The sequence below is a fragment of the Salinibacillus aidingensis genome, assembly GCF_039522525.1.
GTDB lineage: Bacteria > Bacillota > Bacilli > Bacillales > Alkalibacillaceae > Salinibacillus > Salinibacillus aidingensis.
This window is the reverse complement of sequence record NZ_BAAADO010000006.1, coordinates 1-18,190: the sequence shown is the minus strand read 5'-3', so window position 1 is coordinate 18,190 and position 18,190 is coordinate 1. Positions and strand designations below refer to the sequence as shown.

Genomic DNA, 18,190 nt, shown 5'->3' with positions numbered 1-18,190 from the left:
TTCACCTAATTTCTTTTATCAAAAAACATCCCATCGACTGTGGATACATTTTGATAAGGATTAATGTATTTCTGGTTGTTTCGTTTTTGACTCTGAATTTGCTTCATGGATCCTTTCAGCTGGGTAAATTGCTCCTGGAAAGAATCTTCAATTTCACGGTCCATACGAACGATCTCTTTCCCCAGCTTTTTTTCCTCATCTGTATAAGGAGGTTTGATCTGATTCATGAACGTTTCTCTCTTATTCAGGAAATCAGTCAGGCTTTCCAGTAACGATTCCTGATCTCTGTCCAATTCCTGCTGATAAAGATAATTGTAAAAGTCTGTGGTGATTGTATGTAGTTCCTTTACAGCGCTCATTAAGCATTCCCGCCCTGGCCATACTGCTGCTGACGGGTGATCTGAATAACCTCTTTCCAGGTGTCCCGGAATTCTGTCACAAGCTCGGACGCCTCATCTAAAATCTCAGGGTCATTTTCGATATTCGCTTCCATAAGACGACGGTTAATGTAATCATATAGCGGCATGACCTGATCGGAAATGTCGCTTTCAGGATCCATGGTTACCATTAACTCCTGAATGATTCGCTGGGCTTTTTGGATATTTGTATTTTTTGTCTCATAGTTCTTTTCATTCATGGCTTTTTTGGCATGTCTTATGAATTTGAGACAGCCATTATAAAGCATCAAGGTTAACTCTCCTGGTGATGCGGTGTTGACAGCGTTATTCTGATAGGCCTGCTGTTTAGCTGCATATGGATTTGCCACGGTAAGGTCCTCCTTCTCTCATTCCATTGTGCCACCTTTTGTATTTCAAAAAAAGCGGCTTTCTTGCTATCTATCACGTATTAACCGGCCGTAATACCCCACTTCAAGTTTTGAGGGTAACCCAACAAGACTATGTGGGGGATAAACGGCCAGTAAAACCTGATAAGTTCAACTAACCATCCGTGGGGGATGTAGAAAACCCCACTGATGGAAGTTTCACTTTATACTTTTTCATCAACAATAAATCCCATAAATTCCGCCATGGCTGCATAAATATCCAGCATTTTCTTAGGTGGAATTTCTTTGATGACTTCATCAGATTTCTCATCAACAATCGTCACATAATAATCTTCCAGTTTCTCGTGATATTCATATCGAATCGAGGTATCTGTTGGTTCTAAAAACTTATTTAATCCTTCAATCATGTGCTTTGCTTCTTCACGGCTTAACGTTTTTGCATATGAATCCTCTGCTTTTTGATCATCACTACGTTTCCCATCCGCATTGGTACTCTCTCTAGTTGATGAAATATTCATATGATGCTCGGACCGCTGCAGGAGTTGGGACCCAGATAAAACTTTACCTACATCCATGCTCAGCAACTCCTCAGTTTTATTTCTAATCATTATATCGGTAATTTTTTTAATAGTTTTAGCCCACTCAAAAGAAAAACTAATAATCTTTACTGCAGAATTTAAAAATTTGACGTTTTTATGAAAAAATCTTAATCTTTTAGTGGTGGACTAAAAGTTTCATATAAAGGAAATTTAAGGATGTTTGTGAGAGAAAATAGACCTATTCCATTCCTTCTGCTGACATATTCTGTATATCCATGTACCGAATAGTACACGAACAGCAAATACAGCATGAAAATGAGGTGTAAAGATGAAAGAAAAATTTCCGTTTAACATTCGATTTCGATTCAAAACATTAAAATCCAAAATATTATTTGGGTTTTCCATTATTATGGTCCTTGTCCTCATCCTAAGCAGCTATAACTTTGTTGCCGTGGACAACTCGAATCAGGAAGTAAAACAAATCCTGAATGAGGATTTACCCTTACTCACAGTTAGTGAAAAAATGGCTTATAACATCGCAGAGAGAACCTTATCCTTACGAAGCTTTTTATTATATAACGACAGCTCCTCCCGCCAGGACTATAACGAACTGATGGAAATCAATAAGGAACTGGAAAAAGAGATGCTGTCCCTCACGGATTCTGAGCAGGCACAGGAATTTATTAATAAGAAGAAAGAATGGGATCAGAAAATTGCAGATGTTTTTACGGCCTATGACAATGGCAATGAAGAAGAGGCCATGCATATCATGAACTTACAGGTTAGTCCCGGAGCCCGGCAGATTATGAGAAACTTTGAAGAAATGGGGGCCAACCAGGAGAGTGTGATTGAAAAATCCGGAACATCCGTTATAGCGACCGGACAAACAGTGTGGATTGCGGGCGGCATTATGGCTATCGTGATCATCATCGTTGGTATCATCGTAGCTTTACTGACATCCCGCAGCATTTCAAAACCGATTACAAAAGTGATGGATCGAATGAAGGCGATTGCGGCCAGGGACTTATCTCATGACTACTTGGACATTCAATCCCATGATGAAATTGGGCAATTAGTCAAGGCTACGAATCAAATGAACGAAAATACACGGGAGCTGTTGCAAAAAATCCATTCTGTAACTGAAACCGTATCCAATCAGAGTGATAAATTAACGAAATCTGCGGATGAAGTGAAGCAGGGCTCAGAGCAGATCGCCGCTACCATGGAGGAAATCGCCTCAAGCTCTGAAACACAAGCCAACCATGTCCAGACTTTATCCTCAAATGCCACATCATTTACCTCCAATGTTCAGGAGGCGAATTCACGAGGGGAGCAGATGGAACAGACTTCAACCCATGTGTTACATATGACGGAAGACGGCGCTAAGCTTATGGAAGAATCCGTACAGCAAATGAAAAATGTAGATACCCTTGTGCAGCGTTCCGTAGAAAAGGTTCAGGAATTGGACCACCAGTCACAGAAGATTACCCAGCTTGTGACCGTCATTCGTGATATTGCTGAACAGACAAACCTGCTGGCCTTAAATGCAGCCATTGAAGCCGCGCGGGCGGGAGAACATGGACAAGGGTTTGCCGTTGTAGCTGATGAAGTGAGAAAGCTGGCCGAGCAGGTGGCGAATTCCGTGACGGATATTACGGAAATTGTAGGAACCATCCAGGGCGAAACGAGCGGAGTTGTGGAATCCTTGGAAAATGGCTATTCTGAAGTTGAAAAAGGTACCCGTCAAATCCAAAACACAGGGCAGACCTTTAGCCAAATCAACCAGGCTATGGAGGAAATGGCAGACAGTATCGATACCGTTGCCAATCACCTATCCAACATGGCTTCTGCCAGTCAGCAAATGACATCTTCCATCGAGGAAATTGCCACTTCCTCAGAAGAAACGGCATCTGATGTAGAAGAAGCATCGGCATCAGCACAGCAGACCAATAGCTCTATGGAAGAGGTATCCAGCAGCTCAGATGAACTATCCAAACTATCCGATGAATTACGGAACCTGGTCGAGCGGTTTAAACTTTAATAGGTGCCTGTCACCACCCGGGTTTGTCACCACCCGAATTTTGTCGAAAGAAACTCTCCATTCAAATATAATAATAAAACGTCCATCTGCTGAGCAGATGGACGTTTTCGCTTACTTAAGCTTTTACATCAATTGAGCTTCCTAAATGAGGCTGGGCCGCATGCTGCATCGTCTTCACATTAGATTCTTCCAGCATTTTAATCATGTTCTGACCTTTAGATTCAGCCTGATTCATCGTTTTATTCATGAGCGATAACCCTACATCCTGTTTTAGGCCTGCATGGTTTAAGCCCATTGACATAGCAGGTATATCCATATGTAAACCCTCCTTTGATATCATCATAATAGACTCATCGTAAAGATAAAAGGATAACTTCCAATGATTCCCTTAGTGTACTAAAAAACAACCTCAGCAAATCTATTCATATTTATTAATAAACGAATGCTTCGACCATGCCGGCTTGTCCAGCAAGGTTTTCTCATCAATCAATTCCTCTGTACGAGCTTGAAAAGGGATATCTGATTTTGCCTGCAATTCCTCTTCAATCGTTGCTCTGGTCGCTTCACGTTTGTCCCCAACAATTTGATAGACAAATTCATATCGATCCTTATATACATTTACTTGCCAGCGCACAGGGACATAAGTTAAGGTATACACCATTTCCTGAAGTTCATATAGGGAAATCGTTTGACCCTGATAATGAATTTCATCAGAGCGTCTGCCATAATGCATTAAAACAGGATGTGAATTGCCACAGCCACAAGAGCTGCTCTGCTTTCTTTCAACAATATCCTGATTAGAATATTTAACCAGAGGCATTCCTTCTCTTTTTGTTGAAATTAAACAATACCCTTTTTTATCTTCTCCAAGTGGTTCATGATGTTCATTTACAATCTCAATGATGACATCTTCCCGGTCCATATGGTAATTTCCGTTTTCACAGGTTGTATATAATCCCCCTGTTTCCGTACTTCCAAACAGTCCATACACTGGAACTCCCCATAGACGTTCAAAATGTGCCTTTCGAGCTGGTGAGATAAGTTCCCCAGCCAGTACTAGAGCTCTAAGTTTAGGTGAAGGATTTTCCGCTCCAGCCTGTCTGGAAACTTCATATAACTTCTCTGCTTCTGAAGGCAGACAACATAGAATGGTTGGTTCCGTTCGCTTCATCAATTCAATCACTCTAATGTCTGGTGTAATTTGCAGTAGTTTATCTGCTGCTAAGTGACCAGCACCTGTTTTTTGACAGGCCCAATACATAATAAAACCTGGTATGGCCAGAGCAAATGGAAGTCGGGTTAAAACTAAATCCTGCTCATTTAAGTTTAATTCAGATCTAATAATCGTTTCAGCTTCTTTTTCCACATCATTATGAGAATACCAGCTTGGTGTAGGCGTTCCCGTTGTACCACTAGTTTCATGATAGGTGGCTACCTGAGAGAAATCAGTACCTAATAGATCCAATGGTTCCACTTCACGTAATTCTTCTTTCGTAGTGACAGGTAAATTATCCCAACTCATCGGATTCTCATTCGCAAATTTTGTTTGATAAAAACTGGATTTTAAAGCATTTGTGTAAAAATTTTTATGTTGCATGATTGACTAAACTCCTATTCTTCTTTATCATTCCTTTTCAATAGTAAAAGGTTGATAGAATTCTTTCTCTTTAAATGGACGAACCCGCACCCAACCTTGAAGTTATGGCTCCTAACTGACGATGGAGTTCCTCAATTTTGTCATATAATTGTTTGTCTGCTTCCACAAGCTCCACAACACTTTCAATCTTCTCATTGCCGCTTTCCTGGAACTTTTTCGTAAGCTGTGTAATATTGATAACTTCATCTGTACTTGCTGTTAATTCCTGCAATGAACTGGATACATTTTCAATTTGCGTTGTTAAATGATTGATTGTGTTTTCAATTTTACCGAATGAGTGATCGGCCTGATTAACAAGATCAAGACCTGCTGTGACTTGGGTTTTTCCTTCTTTCATAAACTTCACACTGTTTTTAGATTCGGTCTGTATAGCTTGAATTAACTCTTCAATTTTTTTCGCTGATGTGGCTGATTCTTCTGCCAGTTTTCGAACTTCCTCTGCCACTACTGCAAAGCCTTTTCCATTTTCACCTGCTCTTGCTGCTTCAATACTGGCATTTAGAGCTAACAGGTTCGTTTGTTCTGAAATACCCGTGATAACATTGATAATATCCCCGATGTCACCAGAATGCTTATCTAATCTCATAATGACATCTGACAATTGTTGGAAGCGTGCATCGATGGATTCCATTTGATTCATGACATTACTTATGGAGGAACTGCCTTCCTGAGAAGTATTCAGGGCATCGTTGGCGTAGTCCGTCACGTGTTGAGTCGTTTGGGAAATATCCGAAACCCGATCCACGATATCTGTCATTAAATGGATGCTTTTATCCACATTTTCTGACTGTAAATTTCCACCTTTTAAAACATCCTGTGCACTAGCGCTTAATTCCTGATACGTTTGGTTTTCGCAAGTACTGGCCAGTTCACTTTGGATGGATGTCAATTCAGTCAATGTGTCTGGTGCAATAGCCGATTCCATTTGTGGACGTACCTCAGGATTTTGAACAGCCTGATAAAGATCCTTCCATTCTTTTGGTAAGGAACGATGCAAGTTAATATCCGTCTCCTGCTTATCATCGCTTAAAAAACCATGAATATTTTTAAGGGGTTGCATGACCTTTTTATGTAAAAATACAAATGCTATTGCAATGATCAAAAGTGACAAAACGATACTCAGCGTTAAAATTAAAATGGAAATCTCCTGTTTACCAATAGAATACAATAAGATTGTTGGTAAGAATGTTAGACATAGTGTAATGAGTAAAAATTGATTTCTTAATGATTTCATGTAATAAATCCTTCCTCTCAGAAAATAGGTGCCTATATATATATATCGGTTAGAAATGGAAGATGTTGAGGAAAAGAAATTAAAAAAAGGATTAGAATCTAATTTAATAGATTCTAATCCAATAAACATGTATAGAGCCCGTCACCTGTAGCATCAAACACGGAAACGCCCGATTTCCTGCTGCAGGGATTCAGCCAGCTCTTTCACATTTTCGGAATGGTTACTCAGCTCTTCAACGACGGACAGTTGCTCTTCCGCTGATGCTGAAACTTCCTCAGAACTGGATGCCGTTTCCTGACTGGAAGCCGCAAGTGATTGAATCACATCGGTCATTTCATTCTTTTTCGCAAGCATCGTGTTCGAGTAGTCGGATACTTTTCCTGTGTTTTCCGTCAAGGTCTGAACAATGGTGGATAGTTCATTGAACAGCTCTTTCGTTGCATTGACTTTTTCTTCATTCTCATACGTGAAGCCTTTCGTTTTATCGATGGATTCTACAGCTTGTCTGGACTGGCTCTGTACCTTGCTGACAATCGATTTAATCTGATCGGCAGCCTGCGCAGATTCATCCGCCAGTTTGCGAATCTCATCCGCAACCACAGCGAATCCTTTCCCATGTTCACCAGCCCGCGCTGCTTCAATCGATGCATTCAACGCCAGGAGATTTGTCTGGTCCGTTATTTCTAAAATCGTACTTGTAAAGTTTCCTATTTCCTGAGATAGCTGGTCCATATCATCAATTACCTGACTCACTTCATCCGTGGATGCACGGTTTTCCTCCGTTTTATTCATCAGGTCCTCAACGGTTGTCAGACCACTTTCCTTCAGGCTGTTCATTTGCGCAGTTAAATCATTGATGACGTTATTTTCATTGGATACTTTTTCAATCTGCTCATTTAACGCCTGCAGGTTCGATTCGCCATCCTCAAGGTTCTCTGCTTGTTCGGATGCACTTGTCGCTACCTGGTTAATGGCCTGTGAAATTTCAGTCGTGGCTGTACGTGTCTGTTCCGTGCTTTCAGCTAATGTTTTGGACGAGTCAATCACGGTAAGTGCAGAATCACGCACTTTATTCAGCAGGCTGCGCACACTGCTTTGGGTCGTCTTCAGAGCATTAGCCAATGTTCCGGTTTCATCCTTCCGCTGGGCCAGCTTATCAGGGACTTCCTCGGAAAAATCACCGGACGCCATGGTCTGCAGATGGCCGACAACCTGTAAAATCGGATTGGAAAAACGCTTGGCCATTATATAAGCAAAAATAGCCGCCATAATAGCAAACACCGCTGATATAATCAGGATATAAGTATTAATTTCGTTTACCTTATCCCCAATTTCTGATTTTTTCTGAACGGCGATAAGCTTCCAGCCGGTTTCCGGAGAGGTAAAGACATTCATGAAATGCGGCAATCCATTAATGTTCCCCTCAAGCGTCTGGTCATCCATGCTGGCTATGTTTTGCAGCTTAGGAATATCCAATTCACTGATGTTTTTAAAATTGGTCTCAGGATTATTCGGGTTCGTCAGGATGGTCCCGTCTGCATCCGCGAGCATGACATAGCCGGTCTCTCCAACCTTTATATCCTCAACCATGCTCGTGAGACCCTCAAGACTCACATCAAGTCCCTGCATGCCAATCACATTACCCTCTTCATCCTCAATGGTCCGGACCGTACTGATAATTTCGGAGTCATCGGCCGCAAAGTAATACGGACTTGTCCGAACAACCTCACCCGGGTTCTCCATAGCTTTTTTATAGAAAGGACGCTCTCTTGGATCATAATTTTCGTTTGTATCCCCTTCCGGCCATTGTACATAGCCACCATCCTCCGTCCCCATGTAGGCATAAGCTGTATTCGGGTGAGAGGCGGCAAAATTCTTGTACACATTAAAAATCTCAGCTTCAATACCACCATTTTCAGACGGGGTCATGGTGATATTTCCATTAGCCTTCGTTGCGTTTATGTAGGTGGTGATGCTGTCATCCGCCTGCCTGATGGTCGCATGATCCGCCAGCAGGTTGACATTCTCCTCAACCCCTTCGAAATAGGTGTTGATCGACTCATTAATCAGCTGAACCTGTGACTGTGTCGAACTCTTAAAAGATTCTTCCAATTCTGTTGCTGTCTTGTTGCTCAGCGTTAATCCAATAATGACGATTGGTATGAGAGTGATTAACAGGAAGGATATAATCATTTTGGATTTCATTGATGATAAAAATTTCATAGTTGTTGTCTGGCTCCTTTATTATGTATAGTCTTGCTGGATTTTTGCGGCGATCATTGCTTTTCTGTCAATCCTCATGCCTCCTTGTCCCATTGTATGTAGTTTTTGAATGAACCTTTGATTAGGCACAATGTCAATATCGGTAAAATTTACTATTGATTTAAAGTATATAAAAAAGAAAATGTGATGATTTTGTGACATGCGGGAAGGGTTAATTTTCAACATAAATTGCGAGAAAACTGAGGAAGAGTAGTTTCAGTAGTTTTTGAGAGGAGAGAGATCATTTACTGGAAAAGTTATGCTTGAAAATAGTTAAAGTGAGCTAAACGCTCACTTTAACATTGGTTTTATATTCATAAATTTTCCCCTGTTATTACTGACTTCTATTATCCAAATTGCTGCATGAGATAGTTTGATTGGGAGTTCATCCGCTGAATGGCCTTTTCCATTTCAGTGAACTGGCTCCAGTAGCGGTCCTCAACCTGTACGAGTCGATCTTCAAAGGCACTTATCCGGTCATTCAGGTCATCAAGTCTTCTTCCCATCGTATATTGCTGAAGAGTCTGACCGCCCTTTCCTGCCCGTTCGGAAATTCTGTCTCTAACCCCTTGAAGAGAGTCCTCCAGCCGATTTAAAATCCCTCTGGACTCACCTTCTACATCATTGTTAAATAACTTTTGAACAGCTTCAGGGTCTTCGTTAATGGCATTCCTTAATTTATCTTCATCAATCGTTAATTTACCGCCATCAAGATAGTTGCTGGTCGTTTCAATTCCGACCTCGGCAACTTGAGAGAATTTGCTGCCCGTATCTACATTCCCATACCATGCACTGCGCATATCATACAGACTGTTACTAAGAATGCTATCACTTCTCAGAAGACCGCTTTTTGCCTTTTCATTCCACAGCTCTATCTCATTTTCATCCATTTCTTCTTTCTGCTTATCTGTTAACGGCTTATAGTCACGATAACGATCCTCAGTCAGCTTGCCGTTAACCTTTTCAATCACTTCATTATACTTCTCAACAAATTTCGTGATTTTCTCTACGGCATGATCTGTGTTATTCGTGACAGACACTTTTACATTGTTGTAAACATCAGGGTCCGAGGTTGCGGTTGTATTGTGAAAATTAAAAGTTACGCCATTTAAGTTATACTGGTTATTGTGTGTCTCAATAGTCAGGGCATTATTATACGTAAATTTTGCATCCTGACCCCCATCTTCATTCAGCTCCCATTTTCCTTCTGCGTCGTTATAATTTCCATTTTTCACCTGCAATGTGTCAGATAGAAACGAAGCTGTCTGACCATTAAAACCAATCTCGGCCCCTAAAAACCGGCTTGAATCCTGATTGAAATTGCCCGTTTCAGTTCGCTCCAGCACAACTTTATCTGATTCTGTATTATAAAAGGCTCTGACCCCAATATCACTATCACTAATTTCGCCTAAAACATCGTTTAAAGACATATCCTCTGTTACATTTACGGTTAACGGATCATTGGGATTGCCATCTTCATTATAGGTAACAATTTCAAACTCACCGTATTCAATCGGATTTTTAAACTTATCCGCCTGAGATGACAAAGACTTATCCGGATCAATTTGTTCTCCATCAGGCTTAGATATCCCTGAATCACTTACATTAATAGCGGCAGTAGCCAAACGTTCGACTTGTATATTGTAGTTCCCTTCTGTGGCTGTGGTATTGGCTGTTGCCGTCACAGCTGCTGAATTTGAGGATGAGGTCGATTTACTTTGAAATGTATCCGACATTTTTAAATCAAGGGCCATCTGATCAAGATTAAACAATGACGTGTTCATTTCCCGATAGGCGTCCCGTTTCCAGGTCATCCACTTTTGATCCTGCTCCATCTTTTGAAGCGGCATCCGCTCCGCCTTCATCAGGTCATTCACCATCTTATCTATATCCATACCACTTGCCAGTCCACCGATTCGCATATCGCTCATCTATGATTCACTCCTCAGGTTATCATTCCGTGTATTCTTCTACTATGAATATCGGCAATTACTCAGAAATCTTTAGTTTGTGTTTATATTGTATTTTATCAATCAATTTAACTTAATAGAACGGAGATTCGCGATTTAAAATTTCTCATTTCAGATTGGATATATTAATGTAAAAACTGTCAACATCTATAAATATATTAATTGAGTTATTTTTGACAAAGTATATTATATTTATAGGAACACACGTTTGTAGAGAGGGGGGAGCTAGCTGCTGATAATGCATTTAAATCTAAAATGATGGGGAAACTGCTTGGGGATGGTTCCATTACCAAAACAAAAAGGTAGAAAGCCAAGATTTCAGTTCACTCATACCTGTAAAGATGTTGAATGGGTATGTCATTGCTATGATGAACTAGAAAAATCTATACCTTTAAACCAACCGAAGCATCGTAAAACAACCAAGTAAAATACGGATTTACAGAAAGTTTCTATGTTTTATCTATAACGTCATCTATGGTTACTGAACTGGAGTCTATCTAGTATAACAATCGCAAAAAGATTATTCCTTTTCCCTATTTATATCAGTATTTTAATCGGATTACTGACATAGGTATCAGGATGACGGCAACTTAAAAATAGATACTCATTCAAACGTACCTAGAAAGATTATTCTATCAAAAGAGAACTTCTCAACATTTGAAAATCTAGGATTAATCGATTTATTAAAAATGATTTATCGTCACTTTCTGTGAAAAATATACAATAAACATGAAAAAACCCGCTATTTCTTGGCAATCCTTTTCATAGAGACCAATCAATGAAATGGAGGAAATAGCGAGTGCAAACTAATATAAGTTTACCACTAGGATTGCCGGAATTTATGATTTTAAAACAGACCATTCAAGAAAAAAGAATACTACTAGAGGTGGAAACGATCGAACCACCAAATCGATGCATTCACTGCGGTTTTTCAAACCTTAAACGACACGACAAACGTCTACGAAGAGTAAGGGATATGAATCTATTTCATAAACATTTGCATCTACTCATTCATGTCAAACGATAGCGTTGTCAGAACTGCAAGGAAGTGTTTAGTGAACCTTTATCATCTGTACCATCTGGAAGCCATCAAACCTATCGATTGCAGGAACACATATTTGAACAATGTCGTGATACAACGATTAGTTATGTGAGCCGTCAATTGGCGATGAGATACAAAACAATCGAACGTATCTGTTACAAAATGGCAAAGAATGAAATACAAGATGAACAAACTTCTGGTGTAGTTGGCATCGATGATGTTGCCGTTCGAAAAGGCCACCGTTACGAAACCGTTGTGACAGATATTATAACGGGTAACGTCCATGAAATGGGCACAGACCGTGAATATCAATCAGCTCTAGAGATCCTTGAAAGTTTGGAAGACAAAGGGTTGAAAACCCTTGTCATGGACATGTGGGGGCCATTCCATAAAGTAGCCAAACAATTATATCCAGATGTCCCAATCGTGATTGATAAGTATCATGTAGTTCAAAAAGTGAATCACGCCTTTGATCAAGTCAGAAAAGCTCATAATGCCCAGATTAAAGGACTTAAAAAGGGTAGATTTGCGTTATTAAAGAGCCCTTTTCGTCTAACCGAAAAACAACATCAAAAGCTGAAAGAATACCATGAGGAATCACCTGAAATCGCTCATGCTTATTACTTAAAAGAATGGTTTTATGACTTCTATGAACAATCAACATATGAAGAGGCTGAAGCATTTTTAAATACTTGGATTGAGCAAGCAAGGATGAGCCCTTTCTCAGCGTTTCATGAGTATACAAAAACGCTGGATACATGGAAAATTCATATCCTAGAATATTTTCGGTTACCCTATACAAATGCCAAAACAGTAGGTACGAATCACAAAATCAAAAATAGAAAACGGATTTCTTACGGATTTAGAAACCGAGAACATTTTCGAATTAGAGTAAGGCTAGAGTCTCTCAGAGTAACAAAGAGTTACATCCTTCTTCGGCTTCCAAAAGCGTAGTTGATGTCACTTAAGCGTCAAGCCAAAAGCGCTTGACCCTTGCGCTCCATCAACAAAATGGTTGGTAAGCGAAGAAGGGATTCTACTGGCCTATGGAAAGGCCTAAAACAAACATTAAACAGCCGAAACAATTATATGAATATGGCTACAAACTTTAAAGTGAGTTTACACAACTTGTTAGTCATCATTATCCAAGCTACAAATCTTTTTTCAAGGACTTAAATAGTAAAACATCTAGAGGATTTTTTTATAACTTTCCATCACCAGATCTTCTAAAAAATATAGATGAACAAAAATGTATTAAGACAATAATATAACAAAAGTGCCCCTTTGAATAAAGCAGAGGAAATTATAAAAGAAGTGAAAGAAAGTGGCTATTGGGACAATCGATACCAGCAAGAACGTAATGACCTCATTCGCTCTTATATAGACTTTGTAACCAAATTGAAGACGAAGTTGAAAAATTGAAAGAAAAGCTAGAGACGTCTTAATTCAGGAAACAAATTATCCTATTAAAACCATAAGTGGTATAGACACCATTATAGCTGCTACACTTATCGCAAACATCGGAGACATTAATCGGTTTCCAAACAGTGCAAAGTTAGCCAAAATTGCAGGAATAGTGCCTGTAGAGAACAGTTCTGGTCAAAAGATAATAAGTATGCGAAAGAATGTCGAAAGAAGAAACAAGCAATGGTGTATGTGGAGCGACGGTTGGTGAATATTGTGTTTAGTATTATGAAAAATAAAAAGCCTTATGTACAACCTGAGCCAAAGATCGAAGACGAAAGTGCTTAAAATAAGCCTCTTATTATTACTGAAGAATTGAGTATAATTGCTGTTGCAAATCAAGCACTTCACTTTTCAAGATGTCCATTTTGGCATTTAGCCTAATCGACTCTATTGTTGTTAGGTCATGTTCAATAGCGTATTCTGCTATTTTCCTCATTTCATAAAGTTTTATTTCCATTTGTTCTAATAGATTATCCTGTTCCTTGCACCATTGCAGTTGTATTTCTAAGAAATTTTTATGTTCTTGATGGTTATTATCCATTCCCGTGTCTCCCTACAAAAATTGAATTTAATAAAGAAAGAGACCCTAGCTATACTAGAGTCTCTTCTATATAATTTAACCTTATTGAAGTAACTGTAGTACTCCTTGTGGTTGTTGGTTGGCTTGCTTTGCCGCTATGTCTTTCGATCATAGAATAGACTATATCTTCACCCACCATTGTTTCATTTGTGGGGCTAGGCACTTCGAATGGCTGTTGCCACCCTACGAGATTCATAGTCATAGTTTTTACCTTAGACCGTGTTCTCTAGTCGTTGAACCTTATCCAGCATTTCTGCACAGGAGCTTGGCTGCTGATTATCCATGTATCTCTTTCCTTTTTGAACCTTCACGCTTGCCATTTCCAGCTACGTTGTGATGAAAAGAGTTTTAGGAAGTTCCAGCAATTCACCTAGTTATGCTCTTATCTATTACTAGATAAGACGCCCTGCCAACAATTACTGTAGAAGTTGTAGTACTCCTTGTGATAATTGCTGGGCTTGAGCCAAAATTGATTGTGATGCTTGGCTAAGAATTGAATTCTTAGTTTGTTCCATCATTTCTTCCGCCATATCTACATCACGGATACGAGACTCAGCAGCAGTTAAGTTCTCTGCAGAGGTATTTAGGTTATTAATTGTATGTTCAAGACGGTTTTGTGATGCCCCTAGCTCTGAACGGAAAGATGATACTTTCGCAATGGCATCATTATAAACTTCAATTGCTGCGGACGCTTTTTCATGGGTAGACACATCTAAGGCATATTCTACCACTTCATTATCCGTCCCATTTGTTACACCGCTAGACGAATCTGAATTATTAATTTCCGTATAGTATGCTTTTGTTTCGCCATCCTCTGCAGTAACTTCTTCTCCTGCTCCACCACTAACATTTAGAGCATCAGCACGCATATCCTTTAGATTGATGCTCATACTTTGTCCTGTATTAGCACCTATTTGTAAGTTAATAGTTGACGATACATCACTTGCATCTGGTAGAGTGGCATTAAAATTCTTTGAAACTTGACCTTCTGTAACACCTGTTGTGTTATCAAAGACATTTTCAGCAGTAAGAGCGGAACCTCCGTTATCAGAACCACCTATAGGACCCGTATCTGCTTCTGCACCATCTGTAAAGTTAATAAAACCGTCTAGTGCAGCTGCATCTAATGAGGAAAAATTAGATACAAAGGCACTAAAATCTGCAGCTGAAGTATTACCTACAATTGCAGATTCAACCGCTTCGCTTCCTGTCTTAGCACCTACCGATGACTTAATATCTCCCATTAGATCTGCCATCGTTCCAGTTGCCTGATCATCAACATATTTCATGATTAAATATCCTGCTGCATAATCTTTACTGTCTCCATTCCATTCAGCACCGTTTAAAAGATCTGTTGCATGTGAAACCATATCATCTACCTTATCAGAATCAAGACCACCTACACCATCTGAAATGTAACCCTCTAATCTTTCGTCTCCACCCTGAATTAACTCAGCTGAACCTTCTTTAAACCAACTTGCCATTTCAATTGTGTCTTCTACACCAAATTCCGAATTCATTGTTGCGTGAACCATTTCATGGGCTAAAATTCGATCACTATATCCTGCCCCACCCGTTCCATTATCCCCACTATTACCAGAGCTTGGAGTGAAGTCACTTACATCAATGGTAAGGGTTTGGTCTGTTGTTCCCGTCGAACCTGTTACGTAGGCTGCTGTTCCACCGGGAGAATCAGTTTCTAACTTTATTTCAAGATTTTCTCCATTCCCTTTTAAACCGAACTCATTAAAAATACGATCCTCGGCTTGAGTCAACCAACCTTTATTCTGAATTCCATCTAATATGTTATTCACAGTATCAGAATCACTTACACCAGCATTTAATAGATTTTTCGTATTAAACTCCGTCGTATTCCCTATGCGATTAATTTCCGATGTCAATTGATTAATTTCCTTTTGAATCTCTTGACGATCTTCAGTTGTATTCGTATCATTTGCTGCTTGTGTCGCTAGTTCACGCATCCGTTGTAATATGGAATGTGTTTCATTTAAGGCACCTTCAGCAGTTTGAAGCAAAGAAATACCATCTTGGGCATTTGTTTGCGCTTGTTCTAACCCTCGTATTTGCCCACGCATTTTTTCGGAGATTGCGAGACCCGCTGCATCATCAGAAGTATTATTAATACGAAGACCTGACGATAACTTTTCCATTGAGCTTTGTTGTGCATTATTTGCTGTGCCTAATTGCCGGTAAGTATTAAGTGCCGCTATATTATGATTGATTCTCATATTCATTTTCCTCCGAGTTTAATCTAAAAAAGAGACCTTAGATTTAATAGAATCTAAGGTCTCTAAACTAAAACCTTGCTAGAAGTTATAGATTATTGTAGAAGTTGTAAAACTCCTTGTGGCTGCTGATTAGCTTGAGCCAACATACTTTGTGAAGCTTGAGAAAGAATCGAGTTCTTCGTTTGTTCCATCATTTCTTTTGCCATATCTACATCACGGATACGAGATTCCGCAGCAGTTAGGTTTTCAGAAGATGTACCTAAGTTATTGATTGTGTGATCTAGACGGTTTTGAACCGCACCTAGTTTTGAACGTTCTGCAGAAACAGCATTAATAGCATCATCAAGTACAGAAATTGCAGCAGATGCATTCTCATGAGTAGATACATCTAAACCAGCTTCTACTCCTGTATTATCAGTGCCGTTTGTTACATCTGAATCACTTGAAAAAGTAGCAGTAACCTGTTCACCATCAGAATTTGTTACAGTAATAGACCCATCTTCAGAACCACTAATACCTAATGCAGACGCACGCATATCATTTACTTCGATTCCTAGGCTTTGACCTGTATTAGCTCCAATTTGGAAATTAGCAGAAAAGCCATTTCCTTCAGCTTTTGTCATTTCAACTTCTGGTGCTCCATTAGTTTCATCAGCAGAGGATTGAACAAGGTTAATAGTTGATCCTGAACCACCTGCAGCATTATAATTACCGCTTAAAGTTGCATTTCCATCAATGGCTGATCTTAGATTTGATGCTGTAGCATCAGAGTCTGCACCAATTTGTACATAACCAGCTCCGGTTTGTGAAGGATCATCTGTAAATGTAAACTCTTCACCATCAATTGAAATCTTATCGTCTGCTTTAGGTTGTGACAAATCAAAGCTATAATCGCCAGCGGTTGCTGATCCTCCAAGGGTAACAGTCGGTTCATTACTACTTGGATCTGCTGCAGTTTTCTGAGTTAGTGTAAAAGTACCGTCTGATTCAGAGACATTATAATTACTAGTACTAGTACCTAATGCAGTCGCTATATTAGATGCTGTTGCTTCTTTATCTTCACCAATTTTAAACTCATTGGCACTTGTAGACGCTGCATCTGCAGCTACAGCTGTAAGAGTTTGGTCATCAACTGTAATTTGGTCCCCAACTCCAAATTGTGTGTCAATGGAGAAATCGAATTTTTCTGGTGTTGCATCAGCCCCTGAAACGTCATCCGTAGTCCCAAAGCCAAAAACACCCTCTACTGAAGTACTGCCATCAGTAGCAGTAGCATTTGTGACTGACACACTAACGTCTGTACCAGAAGCAGCATTTTGAGCTGTGATTTCTAACTTTCCATCACTGTTAATCTTTACATCAGCAACTTCTGATAATTTTTCTCCACCACTTGATTCTGCTTTACCTAGTTCTGTTGCTAAATCAGCTTCACTTGTAGACGATAAATCACCAAGTCCTGCAATCGCAGCATTATCCATAGTATAAGTAGTTGATCCAACAGTAACATCTATACTTGCACTAGTAATACCGGAGAAATCACCTGAAGCATCAGCAGTATTTTCGGCAGTTGATGAAGCTTTTGTACCTGCATCATACTCACCTTTTGCCGTAACATCACTAATTTCCCCGGTAACAGTTGCATTAGCAGCTTCAACAGCAGTGGCATTAGTTGTTATATCAACCGACGAAGTACTCTCACTACCACCATTTAATAACTTCTGCGTATTAAATTCAGTAGTATTACCAATACGATTAATTTCAGAAGTCAATTGGTCCATTTCTTTCTGAATTTCACCACGGTCTTGTGCAGTGTTTGTATCGTTTGATGCTTGAGTAGCCAGCTCACGCATACGTTGTAAAATGCTGTGGGTTTCATTTAATGCACCTTCTGCAGTTTGAACCATAGAAATACCATCTTGTGCGTTTGTTTGTGCTTGTTCTAAACCACGGATTTGTCCACGCATTTTTTCGGAAATAGCTAGACCAGCTGCATCGTCTCCAGCTTTATTAATACGAAGACCTGATGATAATTTTTCCATTGAATTTTGTTGTGCACTTTGTGCACTACCTAACTGACGATACGTGTTAAGCGCCGCTATGTTGTGATTAATTCTCATTATAAAATTCCTCCTTGAAATTTAACTTGCCACGTCCCTGTGGCTTTAATTTGGTAGATACTAAAGTCGGCCGCCTTTAGTAATAAATTTAACTACACTTTTTATATCGACACGATTACCACTTGTTTTAGTCTTTTTGATAATTTTTTTATGGTTCCAAGTCAAATGTTGGGGTGAGCACTTCGCTCACTCCTAATTTATGCGACCCGAACTTTTATATTTTTGTACTGATGATGTAATAACACCTT

Annotated in this window: 14 protein-coding genes and 1 pseudogene; 4 read left to right on the top strand and 11 right to left on the bottom strand. The window is 39.6% G+C overall.

The annotated features are described in order from the left end of the window. Positions 1-5 precede the first annotated feature (5 nt). The 3 genes from fliT to flaG all read right to left on the bottom strand — a co-directional run bounded on the left by fliT (position 6) and on the right by flaG (position 1,359). Positions 6-359 (bottom strand): flagellar protein FliT, encoded by a 354-nt coding sequence (gene fliT / locus ABD006_RS13860; RefSeq protein ID WP_343842257.1) that lies wholly within the window; start codon positions 357-359, stop codon positions 6-8. Beyond that, positions 359-766 (bottom strand): flagellar export chaperone FliS, encoded by a 408-nt coding sequence (fliS, locus tag ABD006_RS13855; RefSeq protein WP_343842255.1) that lies wholly within the window; start codon positions 764-766, stop codon positions 359-361. Before fliS ends, fliT begins: the two co-directional genes overlap by 1 nt. A 221-nt stretch (positions 767-987) precedes the next feature. Continuing rightward, entirely contained in the window at positions 988-1,359 is a 372-nt protein-coding gene (gene flaG, locus ABD006_RS13850) for a flagellar protein FlaG (RefSeq protein ID WP_343842252.1), read from the bottom strand. Between the two features lie 292 nt (positions 1,360-1,651). On the opposite strand from flaG, the gene ABD006_RS13845 reads away from it, so the two are divergent. Beyond that, on the top strand, positions 1,652-3,364 hold the full coding sequence (locus tag ABD006_RS13845) for a methyl-accepting chemotaxis protein (RefSeq protein WP_343842249.1): 1,713 nt from the start codon (positions 1,652-1,654) through the stop codon (positions 3,362-3,364). Between the two features lie 115 nt (positions 3,365-3,479). Here ABD006_RS13845 and ABD006_RS13840 read toward each other — a convergent pair whose 3' ends face one another. The 5 genes from ABD006_RS13840 to ABD006_RS13820 form a co-directional block, all read right to left on the bottom strand. Next, positions 3,480-3,680 (bottom strand): YjfB family protein, encoded by a 201-nt coding sequence (locus tag ABD006_RS13840; protein ID WP_343842248.1) that lies wholly within the window; start codon positions 3,678-3,680, stop codon positions 3,480-3,482. A 102-nt stretch (positions 3,681-3,782) separates the two neighbouring features. Further along, positions 3,783-4,961: a phenylacetate--CoA ligase family protein gene (locus tag ABD006_RS13835; protein WP_343842246.1), complete on the bottom strand. Its 1,179-nt coding sequence runs from the start codon at positions 4,959-4,961 to the stop codon at positions 3,783-3,785. A 70-nt stretch (positions 4,962-5,031) separates the two neighbouring features. Continuing rightward, entirely contained in the window at positions 5,032-6,255 is a 1,224-nt protein-coding gene (locus ABD006_RS13830; protein ID WP_343842244.1) for a methyl-accepting chemotaxis protein, read from the bottom strand. Between the two features lie 153 nt (positions 6,256-6,408). Beyond that, positions 6,409-8,478: a methyl-accepting chemotaxis protein gene (locus ABD006_RS13825; protein WP_343842241.1), complete on the bottom strand. Its 2,070-nt coding sequence runs from the start codon at positions 8,476-8,478 to the stop codon at positions 6,409-6,411. A 386-nt stretch (positions 8,479-8,864) separates the two neighbouring features. Next, positions 8,865-10,448: a flagellar hook-associated protein 2 gene (locus tag ABD006_RS13820; RefSeq protein ID WP_343842238.1), complete on the bottom strand. Its 1,584-nt coding sequence runs from the start codon at positions 10,446-10,448 to the stop codon at positions 8,865-8,867. Positions 10,449-11,328: 880 nt separating this feature from the next. Here ABD006_RS13820 and ABD006_RS18025 point away from each other — a divergent pair. From ABD006_RS18025 to ABD006_RS18020, 3 genes and pseudogenes are all read left to right on the top strand, one after another. Continuing rightward, entirely contained in the window at positions 11,329-11,514 is a 186-nt protein-coding gene (locus ABD006_RS18025) for a transposase family protein (protein WP_425542232.1), read from the top strand. Positions 11,515-11,526: 12 nt separating this feature from the next. Beyond that, positions 11,527-12,483, top strand: a pseudogene (locus tag ABD006_RS13815) (ISL3 family transposase); the annotation flags it as partial. 463 nt (positions 12,484-12,946) lie between these two features. After that, complete coding sequence (locus tag ABD006_RS18020; protein WP_425542231.1) at positions 12,947-13,204, top strand: transposase; 258 nt, start codon at positions 12,947-12,949, stop codon at positions 13,202-13,204. A 93-nt stretch (positions 13,205-13,297) separates the two neighbouring features. Here ABD006_RS18020 and ABD006_RS13810 read toward each other — a convergent pair whose 3' ends face one another. The 3 genes from ABD006_RS13810 to ABD006_RS13800 form a co-directional block, all read right to left on the bottom strand. Further along, positions 13,298-13,537, bottom strand: a complete 240-nt coding sequence (locus ABD006_RS13810) for a hypothetical protein (RefSeq protein ID WP_343842236.1) — start codon at positions 13,535-13,537, stop codon at positions 13,298-13,300. Positions 13,538-13,992: 455 nt separating this feature from the next. Continuing rightward, positions 13,993-15,825: a flagellinolysin gene (locus ABD006_RS13805; RefSeq protein ID WP_343842233.1), complete on the bottom strand. Its 1,833-nt coding sequence runs from the start codon at positions 15,823-15,825 to the stop codon at positions 13,993-13,995. Between the two features lie 92 nt (positions 15,826-15,917). Then, positions 15,918-17,942 carry a flagellin N-terminal helical domain-containing protein gene (locus tag ABD006_RS13800; protein WP_343842231.1) on the bottom strand — a complete coding sequence of 675 codons (2,025 nt, stop codon included), beginning with the start codon at positions 17,940-17,942 and terminating at the stop codon, positions 15,918-15,920. Positions 17,943-18,190 lie beyond the last annotated feature (248 nt).

Bases quoted from the DNA above. Each gene is read 5' to 3' on its own strand.
- fliT (WP_343842257.1), bottom strand. From the start codon at position 359: ATGAGCGCTGTAAAGGAACTACATACAATCACCACAGACTTTTACAAT.
- ABD006_RS13825 (WP_343842241.1), bottom strand. From the start codon at position 8,478: ATGAAATTTTTATCATCAATGAAATCCAAAATGATTATATCCTTCCTG.
- ABD006_RS13810 (WP_343842236.1), bottom strand. From the start codon at position 13,537: ATGGATAATAACCATCAAGAACATAAAAATTTCTTAGAAATACAACTG.
- ABD006_RS13820 (WP_343842238.1), bottom strand. From the start codon at position 10,448: ATGAGCGATATGCGAATCGGTGGACTGGCAAGTGGTATGGATATAGAT.
- ABD006_RS13835 (WP_343842246.1), bottom strand. From the start codon at position 4,961: ATGCAACATAAAAATTTTTACACAAATGCTTTAAAATCCAGTTTTTAT.
- ABD006_RS13845 (WP_343842249.1), top strand. From the start codon at position 1,652: ATGAAAGAAAAATTTCCGTTTAACATTCGATTTCGATTCAAAACATTA.
- ABD006_RS13800 (WP_343842231.1), bottom strand. From the start codon at position 17,942: ATGAGAATTAATCACAACATAGCGGCGCTTAACACGTATCGTCAGTTA.
- ABD006_RS13840 (WP_343842248.1), bottom strand. From the start codon at position 3,680: ATGGATATACCTGCTATGTCAATGGGCTTAAACCATGCAGGCCTAAAA.
- ABD006_RS13805 (WP_343842233.1), bottom strand. From the start codon at position 15,825: ATGAGAATCAATCATAATATAGCGGCACTTAATACTTACCGGCAATTA.
- ABD006_RS13830 (WP_343842244.1), bottom strand. From the start codon at position 6,255: ATGAAATCATTAAGAAATCAATTTTTACTCATTACACTATGTCTAACA.
- flaG (WP_343842252.1), bottom strand. From the start codon at position 1,359: ATGGATGTAGGTAAAGTTTTATCTGGGTCCCAACTCCTGCAGCGGTCC.
- ABD006_RS18025 (WP_425542232.1), top strand. From the start codon at position 11,329: ATGATTTTAAAACAGACCATTCAAGAAAAAAGAATACTACTAGAGGTG.